The following is a 19,502-nucleotide window of genomic DNA, read 5'->3' as shown; positions in this document are numbered from 1 at the left end:
TAAAACAGTTAGATAGCAGCTTAGCACTGAGCGATGGCGTTAAGCACCCGTTTATCGGAGACCGGATAAGGGGTCCCCAGATTCTGGGCAAAGAAGGATACCCGCAGCTCCTCGATCATCCAGCGGATATTGGCCACCTCGGTGGGAATAAGCTGGGATTTGGGGATCTTGGCCAGCAGCGCCTTGTACTCCGACTCCACGCTGTGCACCTTGAGCATGTAGACCCGATCCCGGTTGGGATCGATGGCCAGCTTCTCCAGGCGACGCTCGATGGCCCGCAGGTAACGCAAGAGGTCCGGCAGCCGCTGCCAGCCGGTCTCGGTGACAAAGCCCTTGTGAATAAGGTTGCCCAACTGCTGCTGGATATCGGACATGGCAAAGGCGGTGTCGAGCTGCATCTTCCCCTTGAGCCGTTTCTTGATCTCGTGGGACAGCGTCAGTACGGCCTCCACCTGCTTGGCTACCTCCACCACCGCATCGTTGAGCTCGGCACGGACAAACTCTTTGAGCGCCTCGAAACAGGCCTCGTCCCAAGCCAGTCCGCCATGCTGCTCAATCAGCTTGTCGCAGCCGCAGGCGATGCAGTCGTCAATCAGCTCAGCCACCTTGCCAAACGGGTTGAAATAGAGCCCCAGCTTGGCCTTGTTGGGCAGCTTCTCCTGCAGATACTTGATAGGAGATGGCACGTTGAGCAGCACCAGCCGGCGCTGACCGGCCCACATCAGCTGCTGCTGCACCACCGGGCTCTCCACCAGCTGGATGGCGACCGAATCCTTCTCGTCTACCAAGGCCGGGTAGGCCTTCACCTCGAAACCGCCCCGCTTCTGACTGTACTCTTGCGGCAGCTCGCCAAAGCTCCACAGAGTGAGACCGGACTGCTCGATATCATCGTCCGCCACTTGCGACAGGGTCTCCTGCACCTTGCCGCGAAGCGACTCTTTCAATGCCTCCAGATCTTTGCCTTCCGCTACCTTCTTGTGCTTGTCATCCACCACCCGGAAGGTGAGTTTCAGGTGATCGGGTACCGCATTCCAGTCCCAGGATTCACGGGGCACGGTCACGCCAGTCATCCGCCGCAGCTGGCGCTCCATCTCGTCCAGTAGCGGCCCCTGCTCGGGGTTGATACTGGCGAGCAGCGCATCGGCATAGTTGGGCGCCGGCACAAAGTTCTTGCGCATCGGCTTGGGCATCGACTTGATAAGGGCCACCAACAGCTCGTGACGCAGCCCGGGGATCAACCACTCAAACCCCTTCACCTCCACCTGATTCAGGAGCGGCAGCGGAATATGCAGGGTCACACCATCCGCCGCCTCACCCGGCTCGAACTGATAGGTCAACTTGAGCTTGAGGCGCCCCTGTTGCCAGAAGTTGGGGTAGTCGAGATCGCTGATGTGGGCGGCATCCCCCTTCATCAGCATCTCTTTTTCGAAGTTGAGCAGCTCGGGATCCCGCTTTTGCGCCTCTTTCCACCACTTGTCGAAGTGACGGGCAGAGATCACCTCCTCCGGCAAACGGGCATCGTAGAAGCGGAACAGATCCTCGTCATCCACCAGAATGTCGCGCCGACGGGATTTGTGCTCCAGCGCCTCCACCTCGGCCAAGAGCTTGCGGTTATCGCTGAAGAAACGATGACGGGTCTCGAAATCCCCCTCCACCAGCGCGCGGCGGATAAACAGCTCACGACACAGCGCCGGATCGATACGGCTGAAGTTGATGGTGCGCTCATTGACCAGGGTCAGGCCATAGAGGGTCACCTTCTCCTTGGCCATTACGGCGCCGTTTTTCTTCGACCAGTGGGGGTCGCTGTGGTGCAGCTTGATGAGGTGGCCTGCCAGCGGCTCCACCCACTCGGGCTCAATTTTGGCGTTGATACGGGCGTAGAGGCGCGAGGTTTCCACCAATTCTGCGGCCATCACCCACTTGGGCGGCTTCTTGAACAGACCCGAGGCCGGGAACAGGTGGAAGCGGCCGTTGCGGGCGCCGAGAAACTCCGGTTTTTCCAGATCCTTGTTGCCGATATGGCTCAAGAGTCCGGTCAGCAGCGCGCAGTGCACCGTCTTGAAATCTGCAGGTTCATGGTTGGCTTTAAAACCCAGCTCCTTGACCGTCTGACGCAGCTGGAAGTGAATGTCCTGCCATTCACGCACCCGCAGGTAGGAGAGAAACTCCTTCTGGCACATGCGGCGGAACGGGTTGCTGCCAAGGGCATCCTGCTGCTCTTTCAGGTAATTCCACAGATTGACGAAGGCAAGGAAGTCGGAATCCTTGTCCTCAAAGCGTCTGTGCTGCTCGTCAGCGGCCTGCTTCTTCTCCATGGGCCGCTCGCGGGGATCCTGAATGCTGAGGGCCGCGGTGATCACCATCACCTCGCTCAGGCAGCCGGTCTGCGCCGCGCTGATCACCATCTTCGCCAAACGCGGATCAAGGGGGATGCGCGAGAGCTGGCGACCGGTCTCGGTCAGCTGCAACTTGGCTTCGCGCTCGCCGGTGGCGGGCAGCTCGCGCACCGCCTCCAGCTCTTTCAAGAGCGTCAGACCGTCCTTGATATGGCGCGACTCCGGTGGCTCGACGAAGGGAAACGCCTCCATATTGCCAAGGCCGAGCGCCAGCATCTGCAGGATGACGGAGGCCAGGTTGGTACGCAGGATCTCGGGGTCGGTAAAGGCGGGACGGCTATTGAAATCCTCCTCCGAGTAGAGGCGGATACAGATACCATCCGCCACCCGGCCGCAGCGCCCTTTACGCTGGTTGGCACTGGCCTGGGAGACCGGCTCGATGGGCAGGCGCTGCACCTTGGTGCGCCAGGAGTAGCGGCTGATGCGGGCGGTGCCCGGATCGATAACGTAGCGAATGCCTGGCACCGTCAGCGAGGTCTCAGCCACGTTGGTGGCGAGCACGATGCGTCGCCCAGCATGGGGCTGGAACACCTTGTTCTGCTCGGCGTTGGAAAGACGGGCGTAAAGCGGCAGCACCTCGGTGTCGCGCAGGTTGAGCTTGCGCAGGGCATCGGCAGTATCGCGGATCTCCCGCTCGCCGTTCATGAAGATAAGGATGTCCCCGAGCCCTTCGCGGGCCAGCTCTTCCACCGCATCGAAGATCCCCTGCAGTTCGTCGCGCTCCTCCAGCCCTTCGCTCTTGTCACTGCTTTTTTTATCAACAAATAGTGGACGGTAGCGCACCTCCACCGGATAAGTGCGGCCGGAGACCTCGATCACCGGCGCCTTGTTGAAATGGCGGGAGAAACGTTGCGGGTCGATGGTGGCCGAGGTGATGATCACCTTGAGATCGGGGCGCTTGGGCAGCAGTTGCTTGAGATAGCCCAGAATGAAGTCGATATTGAGGCTGCGCTCGTGGGCCTCATCGATGATGATGGTGTCGTACTGGGTGAGCATCCGGTCGTTCTGGATCTCCGCCAGCAGAATACCGTCAGTCATCAGCTTGATGTGGGTCTGCTCGCTCACCTGATCGGTAAAGCGCACCTTGTAACCCACGTAGTGGCCAAGCTCGGACTCCATCTCCTCGGCAATACGGGCCGCGACGGTGCGGGCTGCCAGACGGCGCGGCTGGGTGTGGCCGATAAAGCCCTTCACCCCGCGCCCGAGCGCCAGACAGATCTTGGGGATCTGGGTGGTTTTGCCCGAGCCGGTTTCCCCTGCAATGATCACCACTTGATGCTCTTGAATTGCCTTGGCGATCTCCGCCTGCTTCTGGCTCACCGGCAGGTTGTCCGGATAGGTGACCTTGGGCACTCCGGCCAGACGGGTTTGATAGCGTACTTCGGCGGCGGCCAAATCAGCGGCGATGGTCTCCAGCACGGCGGCCTGTTTGCCTTCAGGCAGCTTCTTGACCCCGTGCAGACGGCTGGAAAGGCGGCGGGCGTCGAGGTTCATGCAGGCAGAGAGACGGCGGCGCAGCGCCTCGATAGAGAGAGACAAGGTACGAATTCCTTAAATAGGTGCCCAGAGGGGCCATATCGATAAGCTGGGAGCGATCCTAAAGAGCGAGCGGGAACGGTGCAAGCCTTAACGTAGCGTTATATATGGGAAGACAGAGAGATTGGCCGCTCCTCAAACATGACAAAACAACCATTGTAAGATGGCATAACATGAATAAATCGCAGCATATGAAATAGCCAAGGCAAGCCGAAGCTTGCCTTGGGAGAGAGGAAAACAGGGTTAACCGTGGGTGTGATGGACAAAACAGGTGGTGAGCTGGGCGTGAATGGCCTGCATGACGTTGTGGCGATTGATGACACCGAGCAGTCGTCCCTCATCCACCACCGGATAGATCTTCGGCTTTTGTCCCATCATCATCTCCGCCAGGCTCAAAATGCTGGTATCGGGACCCACCGACAACACCTCCTTGCGCATCACATCCTTGACCTGCGCCACCTGTTCGCAGTGATAGGCCTCCTTAAGCAGCACTGCGATGCAATCCTGCTCGGAGATCCAGCCAATCAGATGGCCCTGCCTATCCACCACCGGGCCACCGAGCTGATGACTGTTCAGAAATTTCTCGACCGCAGCTTGCACCATCATGTCGGCAGTGAAGGTGATGGGTCTGCTCTGCATATAATCCTTGGCTTTTAGCGATTCCATATCTGCTCCCCTACGGTAGTCCATCAAGCTGGCGTCTTGTGCGCCGGTACCGGCACCATGCTCGGCTTGTTCCAAGCATAGCTGGCTCACGGCAGTATGAGTCAGCGGCCAGCCTCTCCCTCAATTGATGGCATGATCCGGCTCGCGATCCGGAATGGCTGCCATCATCATCTGCGGCAGGTGATCGGCCAGCACCGCCACCACAGCGGGATCGACCCGCCCCTGATCCGCCAGTTGCTGCATAAAGGTCAATGCGTCACGGGCAGGCAGGCCGCGCCGATAAGGTCTGTCCTGCACCATTGCCTGAAAAATATCGGCGACCCGCAGGATCCGTGCTTCGAGCGCCATGGCGGATGCCGGCAGGTGGAACGGATAGCCCTCCCCATCAGGCTCCTCATGGTGATAGGCCGCCCAACAGGCAATCTCCTCAAACCCTTCGATATGGCGCAGGATCTGGTAAGTCTCGAAGCTGTGGGTATTAATGATGGCCCGCTCCTCTTTCGTCAGGCTGGCAGGCTTGTCTAGGATCTCGTCCGGCACCCTGAGCTTGCCCAGATCATGCAGCAAACCGGCGATCTCCAGCATGTCACAATGGATGGCACTGACTCCCATCTGCTCGGCCAATGCCCGCGACAACCTGCTCACACCGAGTGAATGCGTCATCGTGAATGGGCTTTTGGCGTCGACAATGCCAGAGAAGATCTGCGCCAGCGCTTTTAGCTCCCCGTTGAAGGTCAGGCAAGGCTCCCGCACCTGCAGCATCTCCAGCATGTAATCATTGATGGAGCGAGCTTCCAGCTGCAGCCAGAATGCCTCAGAGCGAGACGCCTTGAGGAAGGCATCCACCAGCTCGGGGGCAAAGAACTCGTCACGGAAATCCTGCAGGCGTGCGCGGATCTCGTTGGTATGCATCAACAATGAACCATCGCCATAGTAGGGCGCCGCCAACGCATCGCAGCGATCCACCAGAAAGATAAGGTTGGCCTGACGGGCCACATTGGGGTCCACATCGGCCATCTCGCGCAACAGGTGCCAGTGGGTGTGGTGATAGCGGATAGGCAGGGCCAATGGGGCCAGCAAACGGAAATCCTTGAGCAGCTGATATCCCACCTCGCAGTGGCGCTGGGAGGACTCCCAATCGAACTCGCTGACCAGATGGTGATGGGTGATGGTCGAGGAGACACCGATATCATGCAGCACCCCGAGCTCGAACAGCAGACAGCGTTCGGCCTCACTCATTCCCAGCTCCCGGCTGCACTCGGCAGCCATAATCCCGACCCGTTTACCGTGGGCCACATCGCCAATGCCCACCAGATCCAGCGAGGCTGACAGGGCATACACCACCTGCCTTAGATCCACTTGCAACGAAAAGGGGGCTGCGCCCTGCGCTCTGTCCATGATCCGGGTCCCATGCGATGTTGTTGTATCAAACTGGCGCTGTTTTATGCCTCGCCTTCTATCAACTTAGTCAATAGCCGAGCCTTTTACCTTGTTTTTATAGGCATTTATGACCCTGACACCTTGAAAAGGCAAAGATTACAGCTGGATTTATTTGGCCACACCCATTCAAGTCATATGTATACGTTCAAAAATATGCGAGCAGACTTTTTAAATCTCGCGATGAGATTGTGAGCAGTTTTAAAAACTCATATCTGAGCGAAACAATCAACACCCCAACTTTACTTAATTATGACTTAATCAGAATTAAAGAGTGCTCGGTTTGCCAGTAAGAATTTTGAATAAAGGCACACCACAACGCTCATAACAGCTCTCATCCCCTAAATTGATTAGCCGAACTGTGAACTCCATCACCTATTTATTCGCCTTATCGCCATCGATAGCTGTAGACACCTCCGCCTTCTGGATACAGCTTCCCATGCTCGCTCGCAGCTCACCCGATAGCTTGCGACCGAAGGGTCGGCGAAAAAATAACGGATAACCAGCGGTTATATTCGCTATAAGGCGACAAGGATAAACGGGATTTATAGATTGAAACTGTTGAAAGCTGATTTCCAAGCTGCGGTTAACTCGGGCTATTCAGGTCATATCACTCTTTGCAGGTCATAACGACAGCGATAAAGGGGAATATGCCCATCCGGGTATTCCATCCCCTCCAACAGCCTGCACGGGATGATATTTCCACCGCGTTAAACGCACGCTGCTTTCATCGCCCACTTTGTGTACCAATTCACATCAGATTAGGAGTGGAGCCAATAATGGCCATTCAAATAAACAAAATAGCCATGAGCCCTGCCTTAATGGCCACCGCTGGTAGTGCCACAGCAGCCGCCAAGCCCAATATTCTTGCCATCATGGGCGATGACATCGGCTACTGGAACATCAGTGCCTACAACCAGGGGATGATGGGCTACCAGACCCCGAACCTGGACAGGATCGCCAATGAGGGCACTCTTAACCGGTTACTACAGATATCACTAAACAATCATCATATCCTGAGAGATAAATTGGTCGTATAGTCCCGGTGAGCAAGACAGAAGTGCATAAGATATCGGGAACAACCGCCCAATAAACCGCCACCTGCGCGGCTCGCCCTTCGTTCTGCCTGCGCTATGGTTTACCATGCACACAATTGTGGTGCCTGGCACCGCCCACCCAGGCGCTAGCCGCCGTCATCGGATACCTCATCTCGAGCAACATGAGCAAAACAGCACACGCGGGCAACGAGCCAACATTCTATTTCCACGTTTTGCAATATGTCTTTTTTAATGACCTGATTTATAAAGGTTTATGGCTCTAACGCTGATGAGAGTGGTACACAACTGGGACGTGGTGAAATTTGAGGGGCATTGCTACAGATAGTAACACTCTTCGACTGAGCAACTTAACCGACAGGATTTCATCCGTTTTTGCCGTACGTTTTTGCCGTAATAGAGCCAAGCCAGACCCGTCCAGCTGTTTCATATTTGAAACACCACATGCAGAAGTTCGTGGGCATAAACTGCAGAAGTTCATTTTCCTGTTATATTTAAATCACTTGCTGAAAAATTCAAACAACCTCACTCGAGCCTGAAAGGCTCCCCCATGTAGAAAGCCCCCACCAGCAGACCATAAACAAGCCGCACTCGCTCATCCCTGCCCAGCAGCACACCGAGTAGCACTTCGCCGCTTGCCAAATCGTCACCATGCCAGAAGCACCAGAGGGCTGCCTCCACTACATCCAAGCCAGCTGGCATGGCCCAGCTGATTGCGAGACTTGCGCCGCCAGCTACCACGCACCACCGAACCACCGAACCAGTATTCGGGGATCTGGCCGCCAGCGCCCGCTGCTCCATCACGCTTGGTGTGAGTCCATCCAGCTTGGCCTGACGGCTGCCGCGCCCTCCTCGCAGCAATTTGTCGAGCAGTAGTGCCAACAAGCGCAACGCATCCTGATCTTCAAAGCTGGCATCCTCCCCCAGCAAATCGGCAGCACCCGCCATCAGTTGCTCACATCCCCAGTAGATGGGCTGTAACGTGCGATCCAGCCGATGTTGCTCGACATGGATAGCCAATGTCGTCACCACCGCCAGCGGTGAAGTCTCACCCTCTTGGTGACACGCGCCTTTGGCAAGCAGAGCGGTCAGCTCCCTAGCTCGCTCGGCTGACAGTAGGCAATAGATCCCCCTGATCAGTGGCATGGCCAGCTGATCCGATCCCGGCGTCAATGTCATGACACTCCAGTGATGATTGATAATGAAGCAAGGTTGGCTCATCAAGATGCCTGGAAACTGCAACAGAGCTCGGCGATAAAGCGCGTCCCGCCACCAGGGAAAAACAGCGCTTGTCTCTTCCCCATCGCAGCAAAAGCAGGCGGATCTATCAGACGGTCTTAACACCCGGGCCAACCAGCAAGGCCACGGACTTGTCATCGCCGGTAGTGCGTCGCCATAACTCCCCCTGGCTCAAGCACTCATAGAGCTCGCGTACGGTCACCTTCTGCTCAACCCAATGATCGAGCATGGGGGCAAACCGACTCTGTGCATTGCTATAGAGTCGCTCGGCAGCCCCGTCACTCATCGCGACAACCGCCTCCACCCTACCTGCGGGCTCAGCACCCCAACTGACCTGAGCCATACCCAACTGCGGATCGATGAACGCAGTCTGGTTGGCAAACTCCCCCTTGTTCGCCTGGCCCAGCTGACGCCAGGATGATTCAGCGTAACCCCGCTCCCGTAACGCCAACAGGCCATCGCCAACTTGCAGCCAGAACAGGGAGTGCTTGCCTGCTACTGCTAACAGCAAGGTGGCACGAAAATCATCGCCACTGCGCCGACCGGCTGCGGCCAGATCGGCATTGATCCCCTTGGCATGCCGTACCAACAACATGGCCAGTTGCGCCAGCTCAGCGCTCTGTTCTTCCTCATCAAGCCACTTGGCCAAACAAGGTTCCAGCGAGATCAGCAGCCGCCGTAACCCCTCGCTTAACGCACGGGCCCCCAACTCGGCGCATAGGGCCGATCCTGCCCCGTCGCACAGCACCAGCAACGGCCGTCCCTGACAGTGGATGACCCCATGATCCTGACAGGGCAAACCATGCTGCAGATGGCGGTAACCCACCGCCTGGCTAGCCACCCCATGCCAATCCGACAGTTCCAGCGGCGCTGTTGACAACTGCTCAAGATAACGAGGCAGTTGGGCCAACAGGGGATGATAATAAGACGCCACCGTCATAACAGGCTCCTCAATGGCCAAATGGGGGGCTTGCGCCCCATGCAACGCATGCTCTGCCGGTCTCCTGTTACACATCGATACTGTCCCAGCCTGAGGTGGCAGGCAGTTGCACCTTGTCACCGGGGATAGATGCGCTCACCCGCTGCATGCTTTGGGAGAGCCACATAAAAAACTCGGTAAAGCGCAATCCGGCCAAACGCTTGGGTGGCAACAGGGCGCAACGCGACAGCTCACCGATATCCGCCTCGGCACCGATGGCCACACAGAGCACCACCATCTTCTTCGCCTGGGCCAGCGCCCTGAGCTCAGCCGCCCGTACCGGCCAACCACTGTCAGTGGGCACCCCGTCACTCATGATCACCATCCACGGCTGGTAATAGCTCACCCCTGCCTGTTGATAAGCCTGCTTGCGCTGCGCCAATCGTTCGATGCCGAGGGCAATCGCCTCTCCCAGTGGCGTCACTCCATCAGCCACCAGGGCCGGGCGAGAATCGAATTCGGCGACCGAGGCCAATGGCTGAAGCTCCTGTACCTGGCCCCCAAAGCTGATAATCCCCAGCTCCACCGAACTGGCGGCCACCTCATCGCCCTGCAGCTCGGCGATAAATTGCCCGACCCCATCCCCCAGCTCGGCAATAGGGCGTCCCTGCATCGACCCGGAGGTGTCGAGCAGCAACATACAGGGGCAACGCGGGGCGGGGTTGGTGAGCAGACTCTGCTCGAGATGGGCAAGTTCCATCATCTTCTCTCCTGTGACAAAGCCGGATTGGCTGACGGAAGAGATAATGACAGCGTTCAAAGGGAAACGGATTGACACCAACTGGTAAGAAAATGAGCTACTTAACACATGCAATGCGAAGCTGTCAATGCAAAACATTCTTAGATAATATTCCCCTACTTTAAAAAATAGGTGAATTTAAATATCCTATTAAATTAATACGTTAATAACGCATGTCATAATCCTGGTCTGAAATATGCTTAAATGGCGTTTTTTTATCCCCAGACCTATTCACTGCAGTGGATAAGTTGCATCAATAAAAACAATGAGTTATAAATTGCTTCAGTCCTACTGGACTACGCCCTGACTAAAGGGATTAAGACGTACAGGCGCGGTGAAGTTCATTTACACGAGTGGGGTCCTACTGGACTACGCCCTGACTAAAGGGATTAAGACGTTAGCTTTGGTACCCATCAGACCACGGATTTTGGTCCTACTGGACTACGCCCTGGCTAAAGGGATTAAGACGTAGTCTGCGTTACAGAGACATCACACCGGAGTAGTCCTACTGGACTACGCCCTGACTAAAGGGATTAAGACATACGCTCGCCGCCTTCCATAACCGGACCCATCTGTCCTACTGGACTACGCCCTGACTAAAGGGATTAAGACAATACTCTCAGCGAGTAAGGATCAGACCTGCCCAGTCCGACTGGACTACGCCCTGACTAAAGGGATTAAGACTCCAGCAAAGCTGTTGAGTAACACGCCCACACAGGTCCTGTTGGACCACGCCCTGACTAAAGGGATTGGCTGATTGGCAAAAGCAAAACGCCCCACCCGGTGATCACCGGGTGGGGCGTTTTGCTATTCAGCGGCTATTTAGCGTGGGGCGGGCTGGCCACCTTGGCCTGCGCCGGCCACAGTTCATCGCTGAGATGGCCCTGATGGATGCTCCAACCATACTGTCGCAACCGGGTCGCCAGCTCGCTCAGGGGCACCCGCCCGGCGGGTTGGGTCACACCTACACCGAAGGTCTGTATAAAGATGGTTTTGAGCTGGTAAGAGAGATGGCTCCACCAGTTATACCAGGGACCCAGCGGCACCGCCCCCTGACTGCCGGGCCGGATCGACTGGCCATAGGGGAAATGGCCCTGACGGATATTGTCGGCCACCCGACTGCCCCCCACATGTTCGAAGGGGTGACGCCCACTCATCAGCACCATAAACACCAGCACGGTGAGCGAGAAAGTGTCGCTCTCTGGTGTACGCCGCACCGAGGCGAGATCCTGACCCTGATGTTCCGGGGGGATCATGCTCTCCTGCCCCACCGGACAGGGGTAACGGGTGTTATCCAGCGTCAGTTGAAAACTGTCACAATCGATCAGCCAGAAGCGACCATTGGCCATATCCAGCAAAAAGTTGTCCAGATTGATATCCCCCAAACAGATCTGATGACGATGCAGCACCTTGACTGTCTCTATCAGATCGCACAACGCTGTGGCCAGCAGGGCACGCCCCAGACCGGGAAAGTCGTGACGCACCAGTGCCGGATTGCGAAAACCACGGATGGGCCGCCCCTGCGCACGTCGCATGGCATACCCCAGCCAGTTCCCCTGGCTATCAAACACCGCTAACTGGGGCCAGGCGAGCGGTAACTGGCTCAGCTCGGGAATGCGCTGGCGCAAGATGATCGCCGCCTCGATTTTCGCCTGCAACCTGCCCCCAGATTGTGCCAACCGGGCCGGATGGTAGAGCTTCACCAGCACATCGGGCCTGCCTGCCAGCGGATAGACACTCCCCTCCCCGCCACTGGCCAGCAGCGGCCCCAGAACAACCGCTCTGCCGGTGGCATCGAATACCTGCCGGTGCAACCCTTGTTCACGGTTCGCCATCCTGGTGGGTAATGCCACCCGAGCCTGCTGCTTGCCCGATATCGGCCTATCCAGTGCCCCCAGTATCTGATTGAGCCAGCCCTGTGTATCCATCTCTCACCTCGTTGCATTAGATGAAAGGACTTTAGCAATCACTCGACAACCATTATGAGTGACCAATTAGTCAGAAGATTGATTGACAGACATGATCGTAGGATTGGAAACACGATGCCATTAAATGGGCCAAGAACTGATTCACTTTCCAATTTCGTGATGTTCCGCTCAGATTGATCAACTCCGACTGGATGTGTTGGTCAAAAACTTTACAAATTAATTAGTTAGATTAAAAATGGCCGCATTTGAATATTGCAAATCTCTTCAGGTTTCGGCCCTACTTAGTGGAACTCTACAGGATGCCTCATGTTCACTTATCTCTTCGAAGCCAAATCGATACAGTCCTACCTGTTCCGGTCAGGTAAGTTAAAAGATGTAATTTCAGCCAGCGAGCGGTTGGATCGTCTAATTGATAATCACCCAACCTCCGTTCTGGCTCACGTTATCGAACAGTGTGGCCTTGAGTCAGATCTGCTGGTCCCACCTAGCACACAACACGATGAGCAAATCCATTTTGTACGCTGTAAAGGGGGGGCCTTTTATGCGTGGTGTCACAGTAAAGCCCCGCTGTTACAGCTGCGAAGCCTCTGGACGCTGACTGTCCAACAACTGTTTCCTGGCCTGACGTTTTGTGATGCGTTGTGTGAAGACGCTTCTTTACAGAACGCCTTACAACTAGGGCATGTGGCACTGGCAGCGGCACGTAATTTACCGCGCCCTCACTATCCGCTCAGTACTGCGCCTTGCGTTGCCTCACCACGTACTGGATTAGCGGCAGTGCCTCTTTCGACTGCGGCACGGCGCGAAATTGCGCCACAGGCTAATGAAAGTGAACAGCACATTGATCTCGATACTGAATTGCATCGGCAGTGCTATCGCTTTCTAGGATTACGTGACTCACTGTTACTGCAAAAATTCAGTACCGATACTGATCTCCCCGCCGATCTGCAATTCCCTCTGGATACCAGCGCCTTCTACAATGCGCAAACCGAGCAAACCGAGAATGCCGATTTGCGCGATTTGGCGCTCATTCATATTGATGGCAACGGCCTTGGTAAACAGTTAAGAGCTCTGCGCAAGGCCCTTGAAAATCAGCCAGATGATGTATTTTCTACGGCATTTCGCCAATTTTCAGATGCATTAGCTAAGGCCACAGAGCTTGCCGCGGCAGAAGCCACGCAATGGCTCTATCAAACACAGCTAAAAAAAGCATCTGTCACATACCTCGCAATGCGCCCATTGGTGCTAGGGGGCGATGATATTACGCTGCTGTGCCGCGCGGATTTAGCCTTAGGTTATGCCACGCGTTTTTGCCGCGCTTTCCGTAAGTACTCTGCAGAACAACTCAAAGGTCTACATACTCGCTACCTTAAAGGCAGCGCTGATTTGCTGCCTTACTTGACCGCCAGTGGCGGCATTTTGTACCACAAAGCCAATCACCCTTTCATGCTGTGCCATCACTTGGTTGAAGGGCTATGCAGTGAAGCTAAAACCGTGACCAAAGCAACCCCTACTGTACTACCGGCTTCGTTGAGTTTTTATCGCATCAGTAAAGCACTGGCAGAAGATATTCGCGTATTGCGTGGGCAATCTCAGCAATGGCTCTGGAAAGGTAAGCCGCTACAAGGTGCGCTGCCAGGTTATCTGATCACTGACAACGAAGATCAATTTAACTCCAGTTTAGCGGGGCCATCATTAATTGAACTTGAGCGTATGCGTCAGTTCTTGAGCCAAAAAGTGAAGGGTAACGCGCCGTTGCCGTTGTCTATCAACAAATTCCGGCAAATGGCCACAGAGCTAAGTCGCGATAATAGTGATGAAGCCATGCGGATCTATGATCGCGCCCTGAGCCAACTCACGCCGACTCAGCGCATCGAGTGGGATAAACACTTGGTGTCATTGATGCCTGCAGCGCAGCACGCAGAGCCAAACTGGTTCTGGTCTCAAACCGATGATATGGGTGAAACCCGATATCACAGCTGGATTGTCGATTTACTGGTTTATGAACACTTCATGCCAGAGCAGGAGGGTTCCCAATGAGTTCGCTGCATTTTTGCCTCAAATTTGATCTGCGCAGTGAATGGCATGTGGGTACCGGCCGTGAAGGGGGTGCCTATGCCGATAGTTTGGTCTTAAAAGACCAGCACGCCCTGCCGGTACTCAGTGGAAAAAGTATCAAAGGGCTATTGCGCCAAGCCTTTCGTGAAGCCTCTGAGCTGCAATGGCTTGAAGGTGCTGATACTCACACCTTAACGCAACTGTTTGGTTGCGAAGGTACACACGCACAAGCCCAAGGGGCGCTGCGCATCAGCAGTGCCACATTAAGCCCCACCGAAATCTCCTATTTCAACGCAAATCCAAAAGATAAAGAGCACCTTTATTTAGTGCGCCACGCCACCGCAATTGATAGCCACACGGGTGCGGCTAAAGAGGGGTCATTACGAGCAATGGAAACTGTCGTACCGTTAGCTCTGCATGCCCATCTCGAGCTCAATACCACCTCTGCAGAAATACAGCAGCAGTTTGCACATTGGCTTTCTAGTGTGCTTCCGCTGATTAATTCCGTCGGGGGGAAACGCCGTCGTGGCCTCGGTGATGTGATTGTGACTGTAGAGGAGCAATAACTGATGCGTATTTTTTATACCCTAACCACGCTCGAACCTGTGATCATTAGCCGCAGCTCTGCAACCACACAGCACCAAACGTTAGATCATATTCCGGGTAGCGCCTTACTCGGCGCGGTGGCCAGTAAACTGTATCCACAACTGAGCACAGAAGACGCGTTTACCTTGTTTCACTCCGGTGAATGCCGTTTTTCCCCCGCCTACCCTGTAGTAACCGGCCCAGATAACCCACAATACGGTGAAATTGCCCTACCGGCTCCCGCCAGTTGGCATACCCCAAAAGGGGAGAAAAACGCGCTAACCAACCATGCGGCTCGCCGCTTTGCGCGTAATGAATTAATCCAATACCAGCAAATCCGCCAAGGTTTTATCTCTTCGGCGCGGACCTTACAGTACGCTGCGGATATCCGCACCGGCCTGACCGCCCGCACGGCACTAGACAGTGACACTCAGCGCGCTAAAGAAGGGCAACTGTTTCAATATGCCTTCATTCAGGCTGAACAAACATTTGCCGGCTGGGTTGATTGTGCAGAGCCTGCGCTTGCGGCATTGCTCGAGCAAACTCTGCACGGCGAGTTCGTTTTAGGGCGCTCACGAAACAGTGAGTTTGGTAAAGTCAGCCTGAGCCTGTACCAGCCACAAACACAGCCTCAACCAACGGCGGCTCGCGGTAACGAGTTGGTGATCTGGTGTTTAAGTGATGTAGCTTGTTTAGATGCCTTGGGCCAACCAACCCTCACCCCAAGTGCACAAGATTTACACCCTGAGCTGTGTGGCGAGCTCGACCCAACACGTACCTTTATTCGTAGTCGCCGTGTCCGCCGCTTTAACCGCGCACGAGGTGGATTAAATAGCGAACAACTATTAATTGCAGCCGGTAGCGTACTGACTTACCAGTTACAAGATGCACCAACAGAGCAGGCGCTACAAGCCTTAACGGAGCAAGGTTGTGGCTTCGCCAGAGAGCAAGGCTTAGGCTGGGTCATGATTAACCCCGCATGGGCAAACCAAGTAACACCTGGTACTGGAGCTAGCGAATTGTTTACGCCGTTTGCCGTGACATTGCCACAGCCGACCGCTCTACATGAAACGCCGACCAACCACGCAACATCTAGCCCACTGCTGGCATGGGTGCAAAGCAAGCAGGCAAAGCAAACTCGCACTATTGAACGCAAAACGCGTTGCCAATCCATGCACCACCACATTGCCGATGCATACCAGACCCTGCGCCGCTATCACCGCACACCACCGGCTTATCAGGCCGGACCTAGCAGCAGCCAGTGGCGTCGTTTAGCCGATCTTGCTCGCTCATCGCATGCCGACCGAGCCCAGCACCACGGCATTCTCGATTGGCGACGTGCTGCCTTTGAGTCAGAAAGTGCCATCTGTAAAACCACCAACGATCCGAGCGGTTGGGGTATCGAATGGCCAGAAGGTGATCGATTAGTCACCTTTGCACAACAGTTTGATGCGGCCGTAACGCGTCACCAACTGGATCTTGATGATCTGCGTTTACTGCTTGAAGAGTTATGCCGTTACGATCTGTCAACTGATGACGGTCTGCGCGCCTACCGTAAAAAATATGCGGCCAACAATGCTACCCATAATGCAGACAACCAGCAGGAGGCCGGACAATGAAACGTCTTTGGTTAGCCAGACTACTTTTTGAAACCCGCTCGCCGCTTGCTATCTATTCTGGTGACCGCGATACCGGATTTGATCAACAATTAGTGCGTGATGCCAACGGGCTGCCCTATATTCCTGCCACCAGCTTCGTCGGCGTATGGCGTCAAAAAGCCACACAACAGTTGGGCACATCACCCACGCTGGGTCAGTCCATTGCCGATTACTGGTTTGGCACTACCGATAATGAATCCGCACAGCTTTCGGTACATCACGGCTTGTTACTGAACAGCCAAGGTAAACCGGTTCAAGGTTTGATGACCGAGCAAGATATTCATCAAGACCCTCTACTTAGCCGCTTATACCAAGCCAACCCGTTACACCGTGAACGCGTTCGGATCAACGATAGAGGCTGCGCTGCGGATAAAGGAAAATTTGATACCGTATTACTGCCGCGCGGTTTACGTTTTGTCGTCGATATTCGTTGGATGCAATGTGATGAGTCACCCGAGCGTGAAGCACAGTGGCATGCATTACTGGCGCTGTTAGCCGATCCGGCCTTTGCACTCGGCGCATCAACCCGCAATGGGTTAGGCAAATTAGGCTTAGTCAGCAGTGAGATCACGCCACTGACATTGCAAGGCCAGCCACAGGCGGGCGCACAAATGCTGCGTTTTGCCCAGCGAGATACCTTACCGAAAGGCCAAGCTCTGCCCCCCTCAGAGGCCACACCTTTTGCTCTCCTCGGCGTGACGGCACTAGGCGGCTGGCGTGCGGGAAGTGGTGCTCGCCCAATCGGGAATAATACCACTGAACATACGGATACCTTCACGTTCACTGAAAGTGCCATTCAATGGCAAAAACAGCACGCCACCTGGTGCGATAAGCCTCAAGCTGTGCTCTGTGGTAGCACTATTAAAGGTATTCTCGCGCACCGTACCGCGTATAACTTGCGCCGACTTAACGGTGACTTTGCCGAACAGCTTACCGAAACCGATAGCAAGAGCTGGGAAAACCGCCCAGCAGCACTGGCTGAATTGTTTGGTAGCGAAGATAGCGATGCACCCTTAGCGGGCCGACTAATTGTGGATGACTGCGTGATTTTGCAACCACATCCCCTGCATCGCACGCATACCAGCATTGATCGCTTTACCGGTGGGGTTCGTCAGGGCCGATTATTCAGTGAAGAGATTTTGTGGCAACCGGAAATAACGCTGACATTGCACGTACTGCCGGGAAAACCGTTATCTGCGAAGGTACAACAAGCCTTCGAGGAAACGCTCAACGATCTCAAAGAGGGCTTATTGCCATTAGGCGCAGCCAGTGGGCGAGGCTTATCTCTGGTGATGCATCAGCCACATCAACCGTGGGACATCGACTTTGCGCAATTAACTGGCAGCGGCAAGGAGTAAATACACATGCAAGCAGCATCCTCATTGAAAACCTATAACTCGCTCGCGCAATGCAGCCAACAGCAACCGGAAGTTCTCGGTTGCCAACTGCCTACGCTCATCAGCGGGCATCTGCAAATTGAAAGTCGCCGTGGCCAACGTGAAGAGTTAAACGCCTTATTGGCACAATGGCCGCAGGCTGAAGGTTGGTATCAAACCGCCAGCCAATTAGCTCTGGGCTTACCCACCCACACGGCAGATCTGCTAGAAGGCCAATGGCACCAAAACGGAAACAGCCTGCATATTCAGCACGAGCACGGCACAACCTATCGGATCACCTTGTTGAATAGCCTTGATTGTAATGGCAATAGCCATGGCAACAGCACCCTCATTCAAGCTTACCGTGAGCAACGTCTGGTATTACGCCAAGATCTGCCACACGCCCAAGGCCGAGAGCTGGTCTACCGTCAGTGGTGGCAGCAAGGACAAACCGCCACAACAGAAGGCCTGTGGCAGCCGCTGGTGCAACAGTTTGCCGGCTTTGCGCAAGGAGATAAGTAATGACGCAGGTTCATGCCCCTTACCACTTTGTTCCGTTATCACAGTGGGTTTACTCACCGGACTGGGCACATCAGGTCAGCCATGACCATTGTAGTGGTCAACTAAATCCGGACACTTGGTTAGGCCGTTCTTCGGCTTTTGCTGGCGGTATCCCGTCATTGTGTTGATGTGGACGCCGCCAGTTGTAGTAATCCATCAGGTAATAACTGATATCCCGCTTTGCTTCCCGCAAGCTCATATATCCCATAGCCGGGAGCCACTCTGACTTCAGGCTTCTGAACAACCGTTCCATCGGGGCGTTATCCCAGCAGTTGCCACGCCGACTCATGCTCTGGGTCATGCGATAGCGCCACACTCGTTGCCGAAATGCCCTACTGCCATATTGGCTGCCCTGGTCAGAGTGAAATAGCACACCAGATGGGCAACCCCGCTGCTGATAGGCCATCTCCAGGGCTTTGATTGCCAATTCTGCATCAGGTTTATCAGACATCGCCCAGCCCACGACCCGCCGAGTGTGCAGGTCAAGCACCGCTGCCAGGTAATGCCAGCAACCACCGGCCCAGACGTAGGTGATATCGCCACACCACACCTGATTGGGTTGCTGGACATCAAATTCGCGGGCCAGCAGATTGGGTATGTCCGGTCGTTCAGACTGTGCCACCTGATAGCGATGAGCGCCCGGTTGCTTGGATACCAGACCGGCTTCCTTCATCAGGTTACGTACTTTGAATCGGCCAATCTGATACCCCAACTCTCGCATCATCGACATCAAGGCGCGGCTGCCTGCAGAGCTCCTGCTCTCTTTGAACAACCGGCGCAACTCACAGCGCTGTTGCATACGTTCACGGTTAATCGTCCGCCTGCGAGCCAGATAATCGTAAAAACAGGAGGTGGGAACATCGAAGGCGCAGCAGACCAAAGTGATGGGGGCTTGCTCCCTTAATCGGTCTATCAGCGCGTATGTGTGAACTCGTCCGCCATCAAGAGAGCAGTAGCCTTTTTTAGAATGTCCTTTTCACGTTCGAGCCGGTTGATACGGGCTTCCAGCTCCTGAATTTTCTGCTGCTCTGGAGTCAGTGCTTTGCTGATTGGGGTTGTGCCAGTTCGTTCGGATTGCAGCTGCAGAACCCAGCGACGGAGCACTGTTTCACCGACATCCAGTGAACGGCTGGCTTCAGGGACAGAATATCCTTGGTCGAGCACCAGGGATGCGGCTTCGAGTTTGAATTCGGCAGTAAATGAGCGACGTAATCTTGTCATTGAACACCTCAGGTCATGGTGGCGACTGTACCACCTAAAATGGTGTCCGGGATGATTAGACCACTACA

General features: G+C 55.1%; 14 protein-coding genes and 1 CRISPR repeat array. Of the genes, 6 read left to right on the top strand and 8 right to left on the bottom strand.

Annotated elements, in window-relative coordinates; genetic code table 11:
* Nucleotides 1–20: 20 nt before the first annotated feature.
* The 3 genes from hrpA to AB5Y84_RS03315 form a co-directional block, all read right to left on the bottom strand.
* Complete coding sequence (gene hrpA / locus AB5Y84_RS03325; protein ID WP_368176368.1) at nucleotides 21–3,935, bottom strand: ATP-dependent RNA helicase HrpA; 3,915 nt, start codon at nucleotides 3,933–3,935, stop codon at nucleotides 21–23.
* A gap of 240 nt (nucleotides 3,936–4,175) precedes the next feature.
* Nucleotides 4,176–4,598 carry a CBS domain-containing protein gene (locus AB5Y84_RS03320; protein WP_368176367.1) on the bottom strand — a complete coding sequence of 141 codons (423 nt, stop codon included), beginning with the start codon at nucleotides 4,596–4,598 and terminating at the stop codon, nucleotides 4,176–4,178.
* Between the two features lie 120 nt (nucleotides 4,599–4,718).
* Nucleotides 4,719–5,996 (bottom strand): HD-GYP domain-containing protein, encoded by a 1,278-nt coding sequence (locus AB5Y84_RS03315; protein ID WP_088869010.1) that lies wholly within the window; start codon nucleotides 5,994–5,996, stop codon nucleotides 4,719–4,721.
* An 818-nt stretch (nucleotides 5,997–6,814) separates the two neighbouring features.
* On the opposite strand from AB5Y84_RS03315, the gene AB5Y84_RS03310 reads away from it, so the two are divergent.
* Complete coding sequence (locus AB5Y84_RS03310; RefSeq protein ID WP_368176366.1) at nucleotides 6,815–7,075, top strand: hypothetical protein; 261 nt, start codon at nucleotides 6,815–6,817, stop codon at nucleotides 7,073–7,075.
* 540 nt (nucleotides 7,076–7,615) lie between these two features.
* On the opposite strand, the gene AB5Y84_RS03305 is transcribed toward AB5Y84_RS03310, so the two are convergent.
* The 4 genes from AB5Y84_RS03305 to AB5Y84_RS03290 form a co-directional block, all read right to left on the bottom strand.
* Complete coding sequence (locus AB5Y84_RS03305; protein WP_368176365.1) at nucleotides 7,616–8,269, bottom strand: ADP-ribosylglycohydrolase; 654 nt, start codon at nucleotides 8,267–8,269, stop codon at nucleotides 7,616–7,618.
* 148 nt (nucleotides 8,270–8,417) lie between these two features.
* Nucleotides 8,418–9,269, bottom strand: coding sequence for a PP2C family serine/threonine-protein phosphatase (locus AB5Y84_RS03300; RefSeq protein WP_368176364.1), 852 nt, complete (start codon nucleotides 9,267–9,269; stop codon nucleotides 8,418–8,420).
* Between the two features lie 67 nt (nucleotides 9,270–9,336).
* Nucleotides 9,337–10,011 (bottom strand): VWA domain-containing protein, encoded by a 675-nt coding sequence (locus tag AB5Y84_RS03295; protein ID WP_088869012.1) that lies wholly within the window; start codon nucleotides 10,009–10,011, stop codon nucleotides 9,337–9,339.
* Nucleotides 10,012–10,332: 321 nt separating this feature from the next.
* Nucleotides 10,333–10,803: a CRISPR direct-repeat array (repeat unit 38 nt; unit sequence GTCCTACTGGACTACGCCCTGACTAAAGGGATTAAGAC).
* 62 nt (nucleotides 10,804–10,865) lie between these two features.
* Nucleotides 10,866–11,975, bottom strand: a complete 1,110-nt coding sequence (locus tag AB5Y84_RS03290) for a hypothetical protein (protein ID WP_368176363.1) — start codon at nucleotides 11,973–11,975, stop codon at nucleotides 10,866–10,868.
* A gap of 306 nt (nucleotides 11,976–12,281) precedes the next feature.
* Here AB5Y84_RS03290 and AB5Y84_RS03285 point away from each other — a divergent pair, with 306 nt between their 5' ends.
* Genes AB5Y84_RS03285 through AB5Y84_RS03265 form a run of 5 tightly spaced genes read left to right on the top strand, consistent with a single transcriptional unit; the run spans nucleotide 12,282 to nucleotide 18,174 of the window.
* Nucleotides 12,282–14,015 carry a hypothetical protein gene (locus tag AB5Y84_RS03285; protein WP_368176362.1) on the top strand — a complete coding sequence of 578 codons (1,734 nt, stop codon included), beginning with the start codon at nucleotides 12,282–12,284 and terminating at the stop codon, nucleotides 14,013–14,015.
* A complete protein-coding gene (locus AB5Y84_RS03280; RefSeq protein ID WP_088869015.1) occupies nucleotides 14,012–14,599 on the top strand; it encodes an RAMP superfamily CRISPR-associated protein in 588 nt (195 codons plus the stop codon). The genes AB5Y84_RS03285 and AB5Y84_RS03280 overlap by 4 nt, the downstream gene beginning before the upstream one ends.
* A gap of 3 nt (nucleotides 14,600–14,602) precedes the next feature.
* A complete protein-coding gene (locus tag AB5Y84_RS03275) occupies nucleotides 14,603–16,237 on the top strand; it encodes a hypothetical protein (RefSeq protein ID WP_368176361.1) in 1,635 nt (544 codons plus the stop codon).
* The gene (locus AB5Y84_RS03270) at nucleotides 16,234–17,634 is read left to right on the top strand and encodes an RAMP superfamily CRISPR-associated protein (RefSeq protein ID WP_368176360.1); all 1,401 of its coding nucleotides are present in this window, start codon (nucleotides 16,234–16,236) and stop codon (nucleotides 17,632–17,634) included. The genes AB5Y84_RS03275 and AB5Y84_RS03270 overlap by 4 nt, the downstream gene beginning before the upstream one ends.
* 6 nt (nucleotides 17,635–17,640) lie before the next feature.
* The gene (locus tag AB5Y84_RS03265; RefSeq protein ID WP_368176359.1) at nucleotides 17,641–18,174 is read left to right on the top strand and encodes a hypothetical protein; all 534 of its coding nucleotides are present in this window, start codon (nucleotides 17,641–17,643) and stop codon (nucleotides 18,172–18,174) included.
* A gap of 97 nt (nucleotides 18,175–18,271) precedes the next feature.
* On the opposite strand, the gene AB5Y84_RS03260 is transcribed toward AB5Y84_RS03265, so the two are convergent.
* Nucleotides 18,272–19,434 (bottom strand): IS3 family transposase gene (locus AB5Y84_RS03260; protein WP_368176341.1). Its coding sequence is split into 2 segments (ribosomal slippage): nucleotides 18,272–19,179 and nucleotides 19,179–19,434, totalling 1,164 coding nucleotides; the frame shifts between segments, so codons are not numbered across the junction.
* Nucleotides 19,435–19,502: the final 68 nt, after the last annotated feature.

This window comes from Aeromonas sp. s11, assembly GCF_040907945.1.
GTDB classification, from domain to species: domain Bacteria; phylum Pseudomonadota; class Gammaproteobacteria; order Enterobacterales; family Aeromonadaceae; genus Aeromonas; species Aeromonas veronii.
The sequence above is the reverse complement of the archived record's forward strand: the minus strand, read 5'-3'. Positions and strand labels throughout refer to the sequence as shown.

Excerpts from the sequence above, each read along its gene's own strand:
- AB5Y84_RS03270 (WP_368176360.1), top strand. The coding sequence starts at position 16,234 with ATGAAACGTCTTTGGTTAGCCAGACTACTTTTTGAAACCCGCTCGCCG.
- AB5Y84_RS03285 (WP_368176362.1), top strand. The coding sequence starts at position 12,282 with ATGTTCACTTATCTCTTCGAAGCCAAATCGATACAGTCCTACCTGTTC.
- AB5Y84_RS03280 (WP_088869015.1), top strand. The coding sequence starts at position 14,012 with ATGAGTTCGCTGCATTTTTGCCTCAAATTTGATCTGCGCAGTGAATGG.
- AB5Y84_RS03300 (WP_368176364.1), bottom strand. The coding sequence starts at position 9,269 with ATGACGGTGGCGTCTTATTATCATCCCCTGTTGGCCCAACTGCCTCGT.
- AB5Y84_RS03305 (WP_368176365.1), bottom strand. The coding sequence starts at position 8,269 with ATGACATTGACGCCGGGATCGGATCAGCTGGCCATGCCACTGATCAGG.
- AB5Y84_RS03265 (WP_368176359.1), top strand. The coding sequence starts at position 17,641 with ATGCAAGCAGCATCCTCATTGAAAACCTATAACTCGCTCGCGCAATGC.
- AB5Y84_RS03315 (WP_088869010.1), bottom strand. The coding sequence starts at position 5,996 with ATGGACAGAGCGCAGGGCGCAGCCCCCTTTTCGTTGCAAGTGGATCTA.
- AB5Y84_RS03290 (WP_368176363.1), bottom strand. The coding sequence starts at position 11,975 with ATGGATACACAGGGCTGGCTCAATCAGATACTGGGGGCACTGGATAGG.
- AB5Y84_RS03320 (WP_368176367.1), bottom strand. The coding sequence starts at position 4,598 with ATGGAATCGCTAAAAGCCAAGGATTATATGCAGAGCAGACCCATCACC.
- AB5Y84_RS03295 (WP_088869012.1), bottom strand. The coding sequence starts at position 10,011 with ATGATGGAACTTGCCCATCTCGAGCAGAGTCTGCTCACCAACCCCGCC.
- AB5Y84_RS03275 (WP_368176361.1), top strand. The coding sequence starts at position 14,603 with ATGCGTATTTTTTATACCCTAACCACGCTCGAACCTGTGATCATTAGC.
- AB5Y84_RS03310 (WP_368176366.1), top strand. The coding sequence starts at position 6,815 with ATGGCCATTCAAATAAACAAAATAGCCATGAGCCCTGCCTTAATGGCC.